Here is a 19034-nt window from a genome sequence, read left to right as displayed (position 1 = left end):
GCGATCCAACTCGCGGTTGATGATCCGGATGAATTTCTGGATTTTTTCCGTCTGATCGAGCAAGAGGCTATCAGCTACATGCGGCAATTGAGTCAAGGGTGCTAAACCATTGGTTCCGAAATCAAGCAGGTACATAGTCAGATTTTCTGGGCTCTGCTTGCGGGCCAGATCCATTGCGGCTGTCTGTAGGAAAGTCGTCTTTCCTGTCCCTGGACTTCCGTAAAGGAGGATATTCCCATCTTTTGACAGATCAATAGCGACAGCTTCTTGCTTTTGCGCTTGCGGGATATCGGCTACCCCGATCAGGACGCTTGGAGCTGTCCGTTTTTGCCAAGCCTCGATCGGCACGACCTTGTCCAACTCATCCAGCGTGATCCGCTCTTTGAGCGGTGGCAACCATGGTTGGGCCACAGCTGCGATGCCTTCTTGTTGGTGCAAGTGATTGATCTCTTGCACGATGACATCCAGCTCTGTTGGCACTTCCTTGATTTCTTCTGCCATATCCAGACCGGAGAGGTCTTGATTGAGGACTTCGTATTGGCCCAGTTCATTGATCAAGTAGATGGTATGGTCTTCGATTCCTAGATGATCTTTCTCAGGCTGGTAGTCTGCTCCTGACCAAGCGGTTTGGAAGAGTTCATAGACTTCGTTATTTCCGACTTGGAGGTAGGCACGACCAGTTTGCGTGATCTCAGCCGCATCTGCCGTCCGCAGCATCTCCATAGAGTCTCCACGGTCTGCCACCTTGAGGGCTAGCTTGAAGCGAGAGTTGGACCAGATCTGGTCATCCACAACCCCAGAAGGTTTTTGCGTCGCAAGGATCAAGTGCACCCCAAGGGAACGCCCGACACGCGCGATAGAGACCAATTCCTTGATAAAGTCTGGTTGGTTGACCTTGAGTTCGGCGAACTCATCACTGATCAAGAAGAGGTGAGGAAGCGGTTCGGTCGCTTCACCCAGTTTAAATTTCTTTTGGTATTGGTTGATATGGTTGACCCCATATTGACCAAAGAGGCGCTCCCGACGATGGATCTCCGCATTAATAGAGGCTAGGGCCCGCATAGACTGGGCACCATCCAAGTTGGTGATGGTCCCCAGCAAGTGAGGCAGATCCTTAAAGAGGTTGGCCATTCCCCCACCCTTGTAGTCGATGAGGAGGAAAGCCACATCGTGTGGGTGGAAGTTGACAGCCAGGCTCAGGATATAAGACTGAATGGTTTCAGACTTACCAGAACCGGTTGTCCCCGCGATCAAGCCGTGTGGTCCATGAGCTTTTTCATGGAGATTGAGGTAAACCAAATCGTCCTTCCCGCGCAGACCGATCGGCACAGCCAAACTTTGGTAAGGAGCATGGCTCTCCCAACGACTCAAAACCTTGAGGTCATTGAAAGTTTCCGCTTGATACATTTCAAGGAAGGTCACTGAGTCTGGAATTGAGCTCTTGAGCTGTTGGATATGTTTCAGTGGGGCAAGGCCACGCGAGATGGCTTCCTTGTCATAACCTTCAGGGAAGTGGTCCAATTGGAAGTCGAGCTCCCGAAGAACCCCTTCTTGCAAGAGCAATTGCCCTTGGTTGCGGTCCTTGATGGAAATAACGGTTTGGATATTTTCAGAAAGAGATGAGAGGACGTCTGCCACATAGATGATGGAGCAGCCCAGCTCTGTCGGATCCTCACGGAAGAACTCCATGATGACATGGTCCAAAATCAAGGTCTCATCGGTGATGAGCACCACATAGTGAGGGTGGAAGATCTTGGTATCATTGGCTTTTTCTTCCTCTTTTTGCGCCTTGCGGAGCTTGAGGATTTGGTTGAGACTGTTCAAGACCTGATCGCGTGTCCGCTGATTGTAGACAAAGCTACGGACATTCATATCTTGCAAGGTCGCATGAGGCAACCAGCGCATCCAATCCCAACTTTCTTTTTCTTCCTCTGGAATGATCGGAATAATGGTCAGATCATGGTAAGAGTGAAAAACAGCTAATTGGGCAACTAGAAGTTGCAACTGCTCGAGCACGATGGGACGAGGGCCAACATAGCCGACCGGTCCCCGATTAAGGCTGGCTACAATCGGAAGATTGTCGATCTTTTGATGAGCTTGGAACAGGGCATAGCCTTCTTCTTCCAAGGCATCTTTCTTCCCACTGCGCTCTTCCTGACCATATTTGAGCTCATAGCTGGTTGGAACCTTGCCCAAGCCTAAGCGATAGGCCAAAAAGTCAAAATGAAGCGGTGTTTTTTCGTAGATCCGCGAGTCATAGCGTTTGACCATCTTAGTCAAGTCTGCAATCGCTGGGAAATGGTAAAACATGCCTTCTCGTTGCTTCCGAGAGAGCTGTTCCAAGTCCTTGGCCTTGTCCTTGAGATAGAGATGGTAGAGCTCCACGCGCTCTTTCTTGTCTTCTTTGTATTTCTTACGATTCTTGAAGAATCCTTGGACCGAAAAGATCACACTGACCACCGACATGGATACCGTCGCGATGATATAGAGCCCCCGCGGTTGGAAAATCGTGATCAAGAGGGTCACCCCAACCATGATGAGAGGTGGCATGATCAACTTCAAGAGTTCATCGGATGGTTTTTGAGGCTCCGCACCCGGAGGATTGATCAAGATCTTGTCTTCCGAGCTCCGGTAGATGATACGAGGAGACCGGTGGTACTCTGGATAGTCCTTGTAAAAGTCGTAGCGCGAATGCAAACGTGGCACTAGATAAGGACTTACTTCGACAGCCCCTTCCACGCCAAATTCTTCTGGGTAGAGCTTAAAGGTCACATCTCCAATGGCCAGCTCATCCCCAAAGGCCAGTGGAACAGTCGCTTCAGTAACGAGTTTGTGGTTATGGTAGAGTTTTCCAGATAAGAGCTGGCAAGTCCAGGTCTGGTCTTTTTTCACAAGGAGAAAGCGCACTGGATAATGCACGCGCACATCCGCACCCTCTTCATCTGCTACGAGGATCTCTTCCTTGTCTAGCAGCTCATAGGTATGGACTTCTCCTGTCGCCAAGTAACAGACCACATCCCCAAGGATCTTACTATTTTCGAGCACGCCCTTATCTTCCCCATATTGGTAGAAGATTTCTCCTTGACTCCATTGGAAATGAAGGGGATGTTCTTGCGAAGAAATGGTCAACTGAGCCGTTTCTTGATTCGATACGGTCGCTGTTTTCCCCTCTTCTAGCGCTAACTCATAACGAAAACCTTTTTTATAGAGTATGATACGTTTTTTCATAGACTACTCCTTGTGTTCGCTAGACTCAGTTGAGCTTGCTGTTGTAGAAGACGAGCTTTCTGTAGAGGAGCCTTCTGTAGACGAAGCCGTTGTTGAACTGCTAGTGGAAGATTTGGTTTCATCTGTCTCTGCTTCCAAGAGTTTAGAGCGGGCATCCCAGTATTTCTTGTATTCGCCCTCTAGCTCAGAGAGTTTCTTCTCGCGCTGTTCACCAGAGAGTTTTTCGCTATCACGTGTCGCCTTGATTTCTTTGCGAAGGGCATAGATGATCAAGTCTGAATCGTCGATCCGCTTGGCTGTATCCAAGGCTTGGGTAAAGTCATGACGGCCTATATAGATCCAGTAGTGGAGATAGAGACTGTCTGACTTGAGCGTGACATTATTGAGGATGACCTTCTTTTGGTCCTCTGAGAAGTTCAAGCCCTGCAAATAAGACGTCGCCAACTCATATTTCTGCGTCGTTGGAAGACTGCTTGGAGCTACACCTTCCAATTCATCGATCACACCGGTATAGTCTACCTTGAGATAGGCTGTATCCGCTTGAAGCAACTTTTCTTTAAAGGGTGCTTGGAAAAAGACCAAATAGATCAAAGGCAAAAGTAAGAGGGCCACTACAGCGGAAAGCCATACAGTTGCCAACTTAAAGATTCGGTGTTGACGGCTTGATACCAAGGTCAAGGTCTTTTCTTCCTCTTCCTTGCGTTCTTGGTAGGCTTTCTCTAAGAGAGCTTTCATCTCTTCTAAGCTAGCGGCATCACGGATTTCTACCAAGAAATCTGGCAGATCTTCTAATTCAAGCGTCCCTTGATAGAGCTCCATGAAGTCCCAGTCACCAAAAAGAGTAACGGCATAGCACTTAGCCTGACGCAAGAATTCATCCTGATCCCACTTGCGTGGCACCATCATTCCCGGAACCCCGCGGTAAGCAATCTTGACTTGTGCATCCTTGGTCACAAACAAATTGACGGGATGCAACATAAAGGTCACTGGAAGCTCCAAGGCTGGCGCCAAATCCAAGACATTGATGGCTAGACGCAGACGGTCTGATACGGGTAATTCTTTGATTTCTTCTGCACTCAAGCCCAGCGCATCTGTCTGATAGGTCAGATGAATCTGGTCTTGATCGGCCGTCATGCTTTGCTCTAAAAACAGGGGATGATGGAGATCCAAAATCCATAAATTGCGTAAATCCTGACTATCCACTTCTGAACGCTTGAGGTCCAGTCGCCAGCTCGTTTCTTCTTTTTCAAAACGGAAGACTTGTTCTTCCAGTGTAAATTGTTCTTCTTTCACCTTACCACTCCTCAATCTCGATCAGATCACCACTCGTGATCGGATACTCTTGTACCACCTTGCCTTCATCCAGCAAGATGCCCTTATTTACCACGCGCAATTGATACTTGCTTCTAGGCTCCATGGCAGACCCAAAGATCTGATCCAATTCCCGAATCAAGCGTCGCACCTCCATCCGCGTCGGGATCCGGAGGTCATAGCTTGCACCATTCATACGGAAGGTGACATTGATATGTTGGTCCATTTAGGCCTCTTTTCTATAGATTCGATAAGAAATATAGCCAGCAATCCCAAAGAGAAGGGCGCTCCAAGCCAGCATTTGCAAGGCTGGAATAAAATCCGCCAAACTGGCCGAATTGTCCTCCACATTGGACTCAAATTTAGATAATTTTTGATTTTCCGGCTGGAACAGGTCCGCTTCAGGCCCTGTTTTTTTCTTTCCCTTTATAGCAGAAAACAACTGGCCGTCTGAATCGGTCAATTGTTTCTCTTGCTTGCGTTTTTCATCTGCTAATTTTTTCTGATCCTTCTCATTGAAAAGAGACTCAGTCGCATCCAATTGGCCCCCGAGTGTCTTTTCCTCTTCTGTCTCCAAACGTGAGTTGTTGACCTGCAGACGATTATCAATAAAATCATCTGCAGAAACAACAACTACTGGCAAGAGACTAAAGACAAAGAGAAGATACATCATTTTTTTCATAAGCTTGATTCAATTTCCTTTGTTTGAGTAAACTTCTTTGGAATGAAGATATTGGCAACAGCCAAAAGGCCGAAGAAGACCAACAATCCGAAGAAGACGCCGATACCGGCTGTTTGTCCATCAAAGTAACCCGCAAACTGTCCTTCTAAAATAGAAAGGAGGTTGACATTTTTCACCAGTGCTGGAAGGCCTGACAAGGTCGCGGTCGTTCCGATCGCGCTTGATAGGTAGACATAACTGATCAACATGAAGAAGGCCAGTCCCATTCCAATCACACGGAAGTGTTTCAAGAGGAGGTATTGCAGTTGTACCAAGACAAAACTTGCTAGAACCGCTAAGAATACCCATGAAGGTACATATTCACGACCAACAGAGAGTTGAATACTTGAAATCATTCCGATCACCAGTCCAAGGATGAGAGAAAGTCCTACAAGGACACCGACAGATAAGAGATCTGATTCTTGCAAGCGATTCAATTTGAAACGATCTTTCACCTTACGGATGATTGGCTGAGTCGCAAAGAGATAAGCTGTAAAGAGGCTCAAGATTTCTAGCATAAAGATCCAGATAAATGGACGGTAGACGTTGATGGTCGCTTTCACAGAAGTAGATTTCTCTGCAACTGGATTTGACAAGAAGTCGAGCAAGACTTCATTTGGCACTCCATTTTCGTAAGCATTGTTGAAGACTTTACGGAAGGCTTCGACGAAGTTCCCGTTTTCAGACAATTCCTTATCGAATTCACCCATCAAGCTCTCTGCATTGCTAGACAATTTCTCTGTATTGCCTTGGGCTCTTTCCAATTCTTTGTTCAATTGGCTAAAGATTTCATTGGTAGAGTTGGCAGCATCCACATTGCTACGAGATGAGCTCTTAACACCTTCTGTTGAGCTCAATAAGGACGTGTATTCAGAACCAAGAGCTGACAAATCTGCATCGGTCTTGGTTTGAGCTTCCGTAACGGTTGCTTGTGCAGTTGAGATAGCCTCTAAGCGTTTTTGAAGGTCTGCATACTGCGTCAATTGATCGTTGATATTTTGGGTTAAATCCTTGTTAGTGTTTTCGATTGCTGCAAGGTTAGCCTGCAATTGTGGTCCCAAGTCTTGCAACTGTTTAAGTGTGCCATCTAACTGAGCTTTCACACTATTCGTTGCATTCCCAGTTTCATCCGTTTCAATACTCTTACGGTAGTCCTTTATGTTACTTGAAACAGCAGCCTTCACGATGTCGACCAAAGCGTTTGTCAAATCCATATCTTCGATTGGATCATAGAGTGAATGACGAACATGGTTGTCATCTTCTGGATAGTAAGCATCAATCAATGCTCCTGCGCGTTGATAATCCAAAGCAATTTCACTAGCTTTCGACGCATAGTTAGCAACAGCTGTTTTTAAATCTTCTGCTGATACCGTCACACTGGTTGAAGAAACCCCATTCACAAGAACTTCAACATCAATTGCGCTTGGCATAGCTCCTCCATCTTCAACAAGGTGAATTTGGATTTGTTTGCCATCTTTCAGTTCGACTTCCTGCTCGCCGCTACCTGCATAAGTATGTCCATCATAGGTCCAAGTATCCACCTTGACTCCTGCTGGTACTTGGATGCTAACCTTCTGTTTTCCAGATTTAGCATTGAGGACATCGGCAACTGCAGTTGATTTGGCATCTACTTCTGCAGCCAAAGTTTTTAAATCATCAGCATTTCCATTTGCTTTCGCCATCGTCCCAGCAAAAGTACTATCAAAATGAATTGCTGTATTGAGATTCCCATACTTATTCAGATTAAGACTAGCAGGATCTAAAGACGGCAACTTTTCAATCGCTTGACGAATAGTATCATCCGCTTTATTACGTGCCTCACTTAAGGTCTTGATAGTCGTCTTTCCAAGCAAGGTACGAAGAGTGACTTTTTCTCCTTCTTTTAGACCATAGTAGTCAAGGATCTTCGCTTTTACAGAAGACTCGATGTTATTTTCATGCTCATCTAATTTGTCGCGTTCTGCCTTGATCCCTTTTTCGAGGTCTGCCACACGATCATTCACATCTTTGGTCAAGCCTGCATAGGTCTTGGTACCTGAAGAATCTCCTGCTGTTTCAGCTGGTTGACTCAATTGCTTGGTAATCGCTTCTTGGTTTTGTTGTAAATTTTTATACAACTCTTGCGTTTTTTCACTGACAACAGACTGGTTCATAGACATCAGCTGGTTCATGAACTCTTCATGGCTAATCTTGTCCTCAGAGCGTTGCTTAATCAATGTGTCAAAGTTTTGACCGTACTGATTCTGAGATTGGGTCAACTGATCAAAAGCCTGGGTATAAGACTCAAGAACTGTCTTCAAAGCATTGTTCGACTCGACAGATGATGTCGACAAGCTATAGAGACTCGGGAAGATATTCTTCGAATCCAAAGCCGAATTCAGCAAGTTGCTTCGGTAAGAACCAATATTGGTCGATTGGATCTTGTTACTTGTCTCCACGTTTTTCTGAGCTGTATAAAGGTTGCTCAAAATGCTGACCATATACATATCAACCAATTGGCTATTCAAGTCTGAAACGATATCTTTAGCGACTTTATTGGCCTCGTTTTCAACCTGAGAATTCCCAGCCGCATTAACCTTATACGTCACCGTGGTCTTCTCTGCATTGACTGCGTTCACTTCCAAGACCTTCTCTGAGAAGTCACTTGGAATGACGATCATCAACTGGTACTTGCCATCTGCAAGCCCTGACTCAGCAGCTCCACGAGGGAGGACAGACCAGTTTTGCGAATTATCCCGTTCGATATTCTTTACATAGCTAGCCCCAAGGTTGTATTCTTTATCATTCAGTTTAACCGCCTTGTCTTCATTGACCACCGCAATATTGAGCTTGGTGTTTTCTGTCGTTTGTACGGTCTTGGCTTCGTTTTGTTTTTGGTCCTTTTGAACCGTCGTATAAAGACCCACTACTGATCCCATCAAAAGGAGCACAACTGCGCTCTGACCAATATATTTTAACCATTTTTTATTTTTAACTTCCATACCTTTTCCTTTTTCTAATTCATAGATACAAAATAGGGGTTAGGAATTAAGAATCTAACCCCTATTTTCTATATATCAAAAGACAAAAGGGTGATCTACCTACAAGAAGTAAGATCACCTCCAAGACTATCTTAGTGGATTTGTGCAGCGATATCTTGGTCAGTTTGTTCAACGATATCAGCAACTTTGATCAATTGAGCGTTGATGTCTTCCAACAATTGAGCGAATTGTTTGATTTTTGGAGACAATTCGTTGAATTGTGCTTCAAAGCTATCAAATGCAGATCCATCCCAGTTTGCGTCGATGACTTGTTGTTCATGAGTCAAAGTGTTAAGGATTTGATCGATTTCTTGAGAACCTTGTGCATAGCGTTGTGCTGATTGACGTAGTTCTTCTGGAGTTAATTTAATTTGAGCCATATGTTTCTCCTTTTGGGCTGATACCCTTATATTTTTTTCATAAACAATACATTTTAGTACGAATTAGTAAAATGCCAGATAACTGTATATTTTACCCTTTCCTCCCCGTTTGTATTATTTACTTAAAAATATCTTAATGAAATATTGCCAGAATGTCAAGTTTAGAGGGCTAACTGATAAAACATTGTAACTTTGTTACAGCTGTGTAACACTTTGTCATATAACTGTAACATTTTTCTGAAATTCCTTGCCCCAGTAGTCTCCAACTAGTATTATTTCCGGGTAAAAAAGAAGACACTCTGTCCTTCTATATTAACTCAACACATAGATAGAAATTGTTGATTTTAGGTGTTTTTAGATACATTTTTTGGCGTTTTTTGTATATTTTTTCATTTTTTAAGCTTTTATGGTATAATGAGAACTGTTTAGAGCTTGTTTCATACAAGATCGAACACCATTAACTTATAAGGAGTATTTATGAAAAAATTTCTACTTACCGCTGTCTGTCTACTTGCCCTTACTGCTTGTAGCCAAGGCCAACAAGGAAAAGGAACTACTAGCGCTTCTTCCAAGCAAGAGGCCACTCAAACCCAAAAGGAGCAAGTCCAAACCAAGACCTTTGTTAGCGACCTCGGTGATCATTATCAAAACAAAATTCAAATTGGCTACAAAAAAGATGAGATTGTTTCGATGACTATCATGGGCGTTGCACCAATACCGGAAGATATGCAAAAATCAGATGTCGCTGAATTGAAAGAAGTCTACCAAGAAGAAGCTGATAAAGCAAATTCCAAACGCGGTGTTAACGGACAAGCTGGGATCAACACAAGCATCAAAATCGCTGATGATAAACAGACCTATACAAACGTTATGCATGTTGATTTTACTCAAATGAAAAAAGAAGATTTTGTGAAATTACTGGCTGATCAAGGGGAAGAAACCAACACTACCATGTTGAAATATCTTAAAGGCAAACCACAAGATCTCTTTACCTATTTCAAAGATCAAGGCCTCAAAGAAGATAAATAAAAAGAGCTCTCTGAGTCCCTTAACACCTGGTTAAGGCTCAGAAAGCTTTTTTCTTATTTGTTCAAGATTGAAAGGGTTTCAAGGAGATTGTCCGCATGCACTTCGATGGTATCTCCTGTCGCTTTGATTTTCACTTCAACGATGCCTTCAGCTGCTTTTTTACCAACTGTGACACGGATTGGAAGACCAATCAAATCACTATCGCTGAATTTGACACCAGCCCGCTCATTTCGGTCATCCACCAAGACTTCATAGCCTTTATGAACCAAGGCTTCTTCAATCCGATTAGTCAAATCAAGACTCGCTTCATCCTTGACATTGACTGGAATCAAATGCACATCAAATGGCGCCAATTCTTTAGGGAAGTTAATACCCCAAGCGTAACGGTATTCCCCTTTTGGCGTCTTATTGACAAAGAGACGAGCATGTTGCTCCATAACGGCTGAAAGAAGACGGCTCACACCGATCCCGTAGCAGCCCATGATGATTGGAACCGCGCGACCGTTTTCGTCCAAGACATCTGCTCCCATGCTAGCTGAGTAGCGTGTGCCGAGTTTGAAAATGTGACCGATTTCGATCCCGCGCGCAAAGTTCAAGACCCCTTTCCCATCTGGTGAAATCTCGCCTTCCCGAACTTCACGGATATCGACGTATTCTGCGGTAAAGTCGCGTCCTGGATTCACACCGGTCAAGTGGTAGCCTGTTTCATTTGCTCCGACAACTGCATTGCGGCTATCTTGGACCTTGCGGTCTGCAATGATTTTGACATTTTCAGGAAGATCAACTGGACCGAGAGATCCAAAATCAGCTCTCAATAATTCTTTCACTTCCACTTCGGTTGCAGGTTCAAAGAAATCTGCTCCGAGGTAATTTTTCAACTTCACTTCATTAAGCTGGTCATTGCCAACAAGAAGGGCCACAACTGGCTCATCATCCGCAATATACACCAAAGTCTTGATCGTTGCTTCTTCTGGGACATTCAAGAAGGCTGCCACTTCATCAATGGATTTGACACCTGGCGTTTCCACGCGTTTCACTTCTTCTTCTGCTACGACACGGTTACTTGGCTTGTATTCATTGGTAGCCATTTCCAAGTTTGCAGCATAGGTTGATTCACTTGAATAGGCAATAGTATCTTCACCAGAGACCATCCATTTGAGCAATTCTGCTTTGATTTCTTCTTGGACTTCTGCTGGAATCTCATCAAATGAAGCCACCGATTTGTCTAAAACAACCCAACGATCCAAGTCAGTACGAGCAGGTGTAACAGCCATAAACTCTTGGCTATCTTTTCCGCCCATGGCACCACCATCACCGATGATAGCTTTGTAGTCGATGCCACTGCGGGTGAAGATCCGCTCATAAGCTGCCTTGTACTCATCATAAGTGACATCCAAGCTATCGTAGTTAGCATGGAAGCTATAACCGTCTTTCATGATGAACTCACGGGTCCGAAGAAGACCGTTCCGTGGGCGTTTTTCATCGCGGTATTTTGGTTGAATTTGGTAGAGATTCAACGGCAATTGTTTGTAAGATTTTACTGAGTCACGCACAATAGCGGTAAAGGTTTCTTCGTGAGTTGGACCTAAGATAAAGTCAGATCCTTCACGGTTTTTCAACTTATAGAGGTCTTCCCCGTAAGTTTCGTAACGACCAGATTCACGCCAGAGATCCGCACTCAAAAGGGCTGGAGCTAGCATTTCTACTGCTCCAATTTTTTCGAATTCTTGGCGCATGATGCCTTTTGCTTTTTCAATTACTCGATTTGCTAAGGGCAGATAAGAATAGACACCAGCTGATACTTGGCGAACATAACCTGCACGCAACATCAAAGCATGGCTAATGACTTGGGCATCGCTTGGCATTTCGCGAAGCGTTGGAATCAACATTTTACTTTGTTTCATGGACAATATCCTTTTCTATTTCAAAAATAATTTCATAATATCATTCCAGGTGACAGCAATCATCAAAATAACCATTACAGCTACACCTGCAAGCGTCATATAGGTTTCTACTTCTTGTTTCAGTGGCTTTCTCCGGACGACCTCGATCAAATTGATCAAGATTTTCCCGCCATCCAAAGCCGGAATCGGGATTAGATTGAAGATCCCAATATTAATAGAGAGCATGGCCATAAGAGACAAGACTGCCGGAATCCCTAATTGAGCAGCTTGTGAGCTGGCATTGTAGATAGCGACCGGACCACCCAGTTTATTGAGACTAAAGTGGAAAATGATATCTTTCAAAGCTCCCAAAATCCGTGTCGCTGTATTCCAGGTATCTGTAAAACCAGACAAGAGTTTATCCACAAATCCCGTCTTGAGGCCGTTTGTCACACCCAGATAATAACGATTCCCTGACTTGGTTGGCTTCACTTTGACTTCTTTTTCTTGGCCGTCTGCTTTGACCTTCAGGGTCAATTCAGGAGCTGTCTTGCTATCCTTGGTTGCTTTTTCGACAGCATCTGTCAACTCATCCCAGTTGCTGACGGTATCGTTGTTAACTTGAAGGATCTGAACATTACTTTTAACACCGACCTGGGCCAGCGCCCCATCGGGTGCCACCTGAACGTTGTTGCTGTAGTAGTCAATCGCACCACCGCGCATAAAGGCTAAAAGTGAGTAGACGACAATACTAAGGATAAAGTTGTTCATAGGACCCGCAAAGTTGGTGATCAACCGTCCCCAAATGCTGGCATTCTGATACTGAACATCTCTCGGTGCAATCCGCACTTCTGTCCCATCTTCCTCAACAATAGTCGCATCATGATCGACACTATAGGTCTTTGTCTCATCGAGAACCAAGCCCGTAATCTCCAGTTTGTCTTCGAAGTCAAACTGGGTCACATTCATGGGAAGGGCTGTCTGATCCAGATTCTTTCCTGAAAGATTAATCCGGACGACCTTCCCAGCCTCATTTAGCGTCAAGCTGACAGGCGTTCCGGTTTTAATCTCAGTTGTATCCTCACCCCAGCCAGCCATACGCACATAGCCACCTAAAGGCAGGATGCGAATGGTATAAGCTGTTCCATCTTGACCAATATGGGCAAAGATCTTTGGACCCATCCCGATCGAGAATTCTCGCACCAGGATGCCCGATTTTTTTGCAAAATAGAAATGACCAAACTCGTGAACGAGAACGATCACTCCAAAAATAACAATAAAGGCAATAAACTGCATCGTTCTATATGTGGTTTCCTTTCTATCTCTTCTGTCTTAGAACAAGCCCAAGAAATGCATCAAGGGAAAGACAAAAATCAAACTATCAAAGCGATCTAGGACACCGCCGTGTCCTGGAATAAATTTTCCAGAATCTTTTACACCGAAGTGGCGTTTAATCGCACTCTCTACCAGATCTCCAAACTGACCTGCAATACTAAAGAGGATGGTGAAGAAAATCATAGCAAGAAAACCATGTCCACCTGCCACAGAGCGATCCACGATCATATAGATCACAGTTACCGCAACTGCAGACAAGATTCCCCCAAGACTGCCTTCAATCGTTTTATTAGGAGAAACCGCAGGCATAAGCTTGCGTTTCCCAAATTGACTTCCGACCAGGTAAGCACCTGAATCTGTAGCCCAGACAATAAAGAGTGCCAATAAGACCTTATCAATACCAGCGATTCGCGCATCTACTAAGGAATGGAAACCAAGTCCAACATAAAAGCTAGACGCAATGGGGTAGACCACATCTTCATAATTGTAATTCTGAGCAAGAACAGTTGTCCCCATGAGAATCAAGACAACCAGACCATAGGCAATCATATTGCCATCTGCTGGAAGGTAAGGAAGGTAGTCCTCGATCGGCAACGTCAGGACGAAGGCCGCTAACATGGCTAGCGCTCCTTCAAAAGTCGCTGTCTCAAGCCCCTTCATCTTGAGCAATTCATGAACTCCTAGCATGGCGATCAAGCCAATCACAATCTGGAAGAACACCCCTCCAACCATTACTGTTGGAATGAAAAAGAGCAGGGCAATTCCTCCAAAAATCACACGTTTTTGTAAATCTTTCGTCATCATCTTCTCCTAAACACCACCAAATCTCCGATGGCGATGGCTATATTCTACTATGGCACTTCGTAGTGCTTCCTCTCCAAAATCTGGCCACATCACATCTGTGAAATACAACTCACTGTAAGCAGCCTGCCAAGGAAGGAAATTACTCAAACGGATCTCTCCGCTGGTACGAATAATCAAATCCGGATCCCTTAGGACACGTGGCAAACTCTCGGTATAGAGAGAATCTGCGATCATCTCTTCTGTGATATCTTCTGGACTGAACTTCGCATCCAATACTTCTTGGGCGATCTGCTTCACGGCCTGAGTGATCTCAGCACGTCCACCATAATTGAGTGCGAAATTCAGGATCAAGCCTGTATTGAGATGGGTCATCGCTTCTGCTCTTTCCAAAGCCTCTAGCGTTTCTTTTGGTAATTTCTTGGTATCACCGATCATTTGAATCTTGACATTGTTGCGATGCAATTCGGGGACGAAACGATCATAAAACTCGACCGGCAAGTGCATGATGAACTTGACTTCATCTTCAGGGCGTGTCCAGTTTTCGGTCGAAAAGGCATAGACAGTCAGGACCTGAACCCCCATATTTTTTGCTGCAATGGTCACTTCTTGGAGAGCTTCCATCCCTGCCTTATGACCGAAGACGCGCGGTTGCATCCGCTTTTTCGCCCAGCGACCATTGCCATCCATAATGATCCCAATGTGTTTCGGGACTTCTAAAGGTATCTCGATTTTTTCTTTTTTCTTAAAACGAAACATGTTTTTCTACCTATTTCAATATTTATCGCTTCATTATACCATAAATCCCCATAAAATAGGGACTCTGGCCTCTTTTTTGAACCAGCAAGGCTTTCCTTCATCACATCGTCCTATTTGCCCACCAAAAAAGAGGCCCTTGCCTCTTCTTTGATGATTATTCTTCGATGGCTGAATCGGCATCTGAGCTAGCACCTTCTGTAGCAGTGGCTGAGATTCCTTCTGATACAGGAAGAACTGTTTTGATCGCTCCCAATTCAAAGGTCAGGTAGACACCATCAACATCCAAGACAACGGTCTTGCGATCTGTATCGACTTCATCGATGGTTCCGTACAAGCCACCAATCGTGATGACTTCATTTCCTTTTTGAAGTTTATTCAAACTTTCCATCCGTTTTTGATACTGTTTCTTTTGGCTACGGCTCATGAAGTACATCAAACCGACCATAAGAACGAGCATAATTAGCAAACTTCCGCCTTGCATATGTTTCTCCTTTAATTTTCATATATGCTATACTATATCAAATTTCGCCCGTCTTTTCAAGTTTTCCCATCCTCTTCAAGTAAAATCAGACTCCAGTATTAGAGAGGAGGCAAGTTTTGATGAAAAAGAAAAAAACCACGAAAAGTGGGCTACTGACTAGTCAATCGTAATGCCATACTTTTCATGATTCTCATCATACCAATCAATCAAGGCCAAAGCCGTTTGATAGGTAATATTTTTGATTTTACTCGTTCCCTTCGTCAAAGTCGCCAAGCTCATTTTGCTGATGTTTGTTTCAGTTGCGACACGATAGCTCGTCAAGCGACCATCAACCATCAGTTGAACAACGGCTTCTACTTTTCTGTATTCGGGAGTTGAGTAGATATCAATTGTATTGCTCATCTTACTTCCATTCCTCAAATTTTATTCTTGTATAGATTATATACTTATTTTCTTTATTTATTAATAAATTTGCTCAAATTGGGTTAATTTCACTAATTATTGATGTTTTTTTGGCCCAAATAGGGTCTTTTTCGCTTTATACGGCGAATAATTTCCCCCAGGTGGGAAGAAAAAATAAAGACCGCTATATGATAGCAGTCTCTATTTTTCACAAACTAATTCGCCTTAATCTGCTTGTTTATCAGTGTTTTCTTCCTTCTTTGTGTCTTTTTCTCTGATCACAAGCACACCATCTTCCATGTCAGCTTCAAGATGTTTAGCATCCAAGTTATCCAAGTGGAAGTCTGTCACTTTGTCACGGATTTGTTGTTCAACTACCCGACGGAGTGGACGAACACCCATCACTTCATCATAACCTTCTTCAGTCATATATTCTTTGGCTGCATCGCTCACTGCCAAGTCGATTTCTTTCTTAGAAAGGGTCTTATTGACATCTACCAACATCAAATCAACAATCTTAGAAAGATCTTCCTTGCTCAAGTGTGAGAATTCAATGACAGCGTTGAAACGGTTCAAGAATTCTGGACGGAAGTAAGGTTTCAAACGATCCATGAGTTCTGGTTTATCCGCATCTTCTGTCAAGTTGGCTTCGTAACCAAAGCCAGCGTTTGAAGTGGCGATAATCACAGTGTTCTTGAAGTTGACCGTGTTCCCTTGACCATCTGTCAAACGACCATCATCCAAGACTTGAAGGAGAAGGGTGATCACTTGAGGATCTGCCTTTTCAATTTCGTCAAGAAGGACGATTGAGTAAGGGTTACGGCGAACACGTTCTGTCAAGGTATTGCTGTTATCATCGTAACCAACATAACCAGCTGTTGTACCAATCAATTTAGAAACGGCTGTGCGGTCGCTGTATTCTGACATATCCAAACGGATGATAGCATCTTTGGTTCCGAACATATCAAGAGCCAATTGTTTAGCCAACTCAGTCTTACCGACACCAGTAGGACCTACAAAGAGGAAGCTACCGATTGGACGGTTCCCTTCGTCAAATCCTGCACGGTTCCGACGGATAGCACGTGCCACTGCTTCAACAGCTTTATCTTGACCGATAACCTTAGTTTGCAAACGGTGACCCATATCTTTCAAACGTTCAATATCAGTTGCACCCATTTGTGATACTGGAATACCCGTCATCCGTTCTACAGATTCAGCCACATCGTTGATTGTTGCTGTTACTTTATGGTCTTCCGTATGGTTTTCAATTTTCTTTTCAAGTTCTTCGATACGAACTTTTGCTTTCAAAGCTGCTTCGTAATCTTCTTTAGCCGCAGCTTCTTCTTGTTTGGTTTTTTCTTCTTCAATTTCATGTTCCACAGCATGGACATCTGTTACAGGATGTTGGGCTGCCAAGTGAGCAGCTGTCACATCGACCAAGTCAATAGCCTTATCAGGCAAGCTACGTTGTGGAATGTATTGGATCGAATAATCAACCGCTGCTTTCAAAACTTCATCTGGCAAGATGACATTGTGGTGTTTTTCATAAAGATCACGGATCCCTTGGAGAATCTTGAAAGTATCTTCAGCTGATGGAGCATTGACTTTCACTTCGTTGAAACGACGAGCAAGAGCTGCATTCTTCAAGATGGTGTTACGGTATTCATCTTGAGTAGTTGCCCCAATGACTGTCAATTCCCCACGTGAAAGAGCAGGTTTGATGATATCCGCAAGACCTTTAGAGCCTTGACCATCACCTGTGCTACCTGCACCAAGGATTTGATGGATTTCATCAAAGAAGAGAATGACATTTCCCATAGCCTTGACTTCTTGGATCAGATTTTGAATATTTTCTTCAAAGCTACCACGGTATTGCGTACCAGCTTCTAGACCAGAAATATCAATCGAGATGATTTCTTTGTTTTTGATAGCAGCTGGAACATCCCCGTTCACAATAGCTTGTGCCAAACCTTCTACAACTGCTGTTTTACCAACACCGGCATCCCCTACAAGGACAGGGTTGTTCTTGGTACGACGAGACAAGATTTCAGCAGTTTCTTGAATTTCTTTATTACGTCCAATGACCGGATCCAATTTTCCTTCACGAGCTTCTTCGGTCAAGTTACGACCAAGTTTTGCAAGGATCCCATCTTGTTTCATTCCTTTACCTTGATGGTGTTGCACATGCTCGCTTCCTTCATTTGGAAGTTGACCAGTTTGGCGGTAGATAGCGAATTCTTCTGGTGTCACTTCACGACCATTAATCATGTAGCGACGGCTTTCAGAACGAAAACCACCCATGTTGCCCATTAGTTGATTGAAAAGATCATCCATATTGTTAAAGTTGTTGTTCATAGTTGTTACCTCTAATTTACATAATTTTAATTCGTTTTTGAAAATTAGCAGACCAATTGGCTGCTGTTTGGTTGTTTACATAATTTTAATTCATTTATTTAATAATAGCCCTACAGGCTAACAGTTTCTATTTTTCCTTTTATCAATTAGTTGTCTTAATTCTGGAAATAGCATATCACCATCTCCTTTCCACTATTGATCTTGTAAACCAGTAGGTTTTTCCAACCTCTTTTTGTTTACATAAATTATTATAACGCAGGCTGATTTCTTTGTCAACACTTTTTTACATAATTTTTTAAAAAATGCTATTTACTTTTTTATTGAATACAGGTAAAATAATTATAAAATTAATAATTAAGGATATTAACATGGGAGTTTATAAAGGAAAAAATATTGAAGAAGCTATTAAAAAAGGGCTTATTGATTTAAATGTAAAAAAAGAAGATGCTACAATCAAAATCCTTGAAGAAGGAAGTGGAGGCATATTCGGATTATTTTCTAAAGAAGCCGAGGTCTCTATCACTCCACTATCTAGTGAGGAGATACGGAAACGAGATCAGTTGAAAAAGCTACAACTTATTGGAAGTATCGCTGGTGCCATCTTGCTTATTGTAATAACAGGCTTACTCATCATTTTTGGTCCTAAGGATGACACATCAAAATCCGCCAAACAAGCAACCCCTAGTTCAAAAATCATGAAACAAACTACTGATCCTACATCATCTAGTATAAAAACTGAAAGTAGTTCTTCAGAAAGTTCCAAAACAAGCAGTTCAGAAACGAGGTCCAGTTCTTCCAGTGCTAGTAGTTCCTCTAGCACTCCTTCAATTCTCACTGCTAAAAACAACATAGAATTTGCAACAATTCTACAAACTGAAGATCCAGATAAGATCAACGAATTCGTTAATAAATATAAAGGACAAGTGGTGGAATTTGATGGTCATATTGCTGATATCGCAAAAAGCGAGGGACGAAATACTTATAACGACATCCTAATCTATTCAGGAGATTATAAAGGTCCAAATGAAGCAGTCCCGTCACCAAATTTTAAATTAGATGAGGTACGTCCTGCGGTAGATCCTGAGTTTAAAAGTTTTAATGGTAATAACATAATTGAAGGAGAAAATATTCATATAAAAGCAAGATTGTCAGGATATAATATAGGACAAGAAATACTACATTTAGGTCTTATAGAAATAAGTCCTCGATAGAAAAAAGCCACTCAATCGATGTGGCTTTTTTCTATTATAATTTTTCTCATATAATTTTTACACTGTATTAAATTTCCCAGCTTTTTCTTGAATAGCCGTCTGTACATTTTTAGCAAAT

Annotated in this window: 15 protein-coding genes; 2 read left to right on the top strand and 13 right to left on the bottom strand. The window is 43.1% G+C overall.

The annotated features are described in order from the left end of the window. The 6 genes from essC to PAN06_RS07775 all read right to left on the bottom strand — a co-directional run. Positions 1-3228: type VII secretion protein EssC (gene essC, locus PAN06_RS07800; protein WP_269796005.1), on the bottom strand; the 3228-nt coding region annotated here is incomplete at its 3' end. A 3-nt stretch (positions 3229-3231) separates the two neighbouring features. Then, positions 3232-4521 carry a type VII secretion protein EssB gene (essB, locus tag PAN06_RS07795; RefSeq protein WP_269796004.1) on the bottom strand — a complete coding sequence of 430 codons (1290 nt, stop codon included), beginning with the start codon at positions 4519-4521 and terminating at the stop codon, positions 3232-3234. Position 4522: 1 nt separating this feature from the next. After that, complete coding sequence (locus PAN06_RS07790; RefSeq protein WP_269796003.1) at positions 4523-4765, bottom strand: EsaB/YukD family protein; 243 nt, start codon at positions 4763-4765, stop codon at positions 4523-4525. After that, complete coding sequence (gene essA / locus PAN06_RS07785; RefSeq protein ID WP_269796002.1) at positions 4766-5221, bottom strand: type VII secretion protein EssA; 456 nt, start codon at positions 5219-5221, stop codon at positions 4766-4768. It abuts the gene before it with no gap. Further along, positions 5218-8241 (bottom strand): type VII secretion protein EsaA, encoded by a 3024-nt coding sequence (esaA, locus tag PAN06_RS07780; RefSeq protein ID WP_269796001.1) that lies wholly within the window; start codon positions 8239-8241, stop codon positions 5218-5220. Before esaA ends, essA begins: the two co-directional genes overlap by 4 nt. Before the next feature lie 131 nt (positions 8242-8372). Then, on the bottom strand, positions 8373-8660 hold the full coding sequence (locus tag PAN06_RS07775; RefSeq protein WP_031576577.1) for a WXG100 family type VII secretion target: 288 nt from the start codon (positions 8658-8660) through the stop codon (positions 8373-8375). Positions 8661-9137: 477 nt separating this feature from the next. On the opposite strand from PAN06_RS07775, the gene PAN06_RS07770 reads away from it, so the two are divergent. Then, on the top strand, positions 9138-9689 hold the full coding sequence (locus PAN06_RS07770) for a hypothetical protein (protein ID WP_269796000.1): 552 nt from the start codon (positions 9138-9140) through the stop codon (positions 9687-9689). A 53-nt stretch (positions 9690-9742) separates the two neighbouring features. On the opposite strand, the gene PAN06_RS07765 is transcribed toward PAN06_RS07770, so the two are convergent. The 7 genes from PAN06_RS07765 to PAN06_RS07735 all read right to left on the bottom strand — a co-directional run bounded on the left by PAN06_RS07765 (position 9743) and on the right by PAN06_RS07735 (position 17705). Then, positions 9743-11593, bottom strand: coding sequence for a proline--tRNA ligase (locus tag PAN06_RS07765; protein ID WP_269795999.1), 1851 nt, complete (start codon positions 11591-11593; stop codon positions 9743-9745). A gap of 15 nt (positions 11594-11608) precedes the next feature. After that, positions 11609-12868, bottom strand: coding sequence for an RIP metalloprotease RseP (gene rseP, locus PAN06_RS07760; protein ID WP_070664819.1), 1260 nt, complete (start codon positions 12866-12868; stop codon positions 11609-11611). 36 nt (positions 12869-12904) lie between these two features. Continuing rightward, complete coding sequence (locus tag PAN06_RS07755) at positions 12905-13708, bottom strand: phosphatidate cytidylyltransferase (protein WP_021154370.1); 804 nt, start codon at positions 13706-13708, stop codon at positions 12905-12907. Positions 13709-13717: 9 nt separating this feature from the next. Then, complete coding sequence (locus tag PAN06_RS07750) at positions 13718-14467, bottom strand: isoprenyl transferase (protein WP_003009971.1); 750 nt, start codon at positions 14465-14467, stop codon at positions 13718-13720. Positions 14468-14621: 154 nt separating this feature from the next. Further along, the gene (gene yajC / locus PAN06_RS07745; protein ID WP_003004444.1) at positions 14622-14948 is read right to left on the bottom strand and encodes a preprotein translocase subunit YajC; all 327 of its coding nucleotides are present in this window, start codon (positions 14946-14948) and stop codon (positions 14622-14624) included. A gap of 156 nt (positions 14949-15104) precedes the next feature. Beyond that, positions 15105-15350, bottom strand: coding sequence for a hypothetical protein (locus tag PAN06_RS07740; protein ID WP_003009969.1), 246 nt, complete (start codon positions 15348-15350; stop codon positions 15105-15107). A gap of 225 nt (positions 15351-15575) precedes the next feature. Then, entirely contained in the window at positions 15576-17705 is a 2130-nt protein-coding gene (locus tag PAN06_RS07735; protein WP_269795998.1) for an ATP-dependent Clp protease ATP-binding subunit, read from the bottom strand. A 368-nt stretch (positions 17706-18073) separates the two neighbouring features. Between PAN06_RS07735 and PAN06_RS07730 the strand changes: the two genes are divergently transcribed. Further along, entirely contained in the window at positions 18074-18916 is an 843-nt protein-coding gene (locus tag PAN06_RS07730) for a DUF4839 domain-containing protein (protein WP_269795997.1), read from the top strand. The last annotated feature ends 118 nt before the right edge of the window (positions 18917-19034 follow it).

This window comes from Streptococcus sp. SM3, assembly GCF_027497875.1.
The sequence above is the reverse complement of the archived record's forward strand: the minus strand, read 5'-3'. Positions and strand labels throughout refer to the sequence as shown.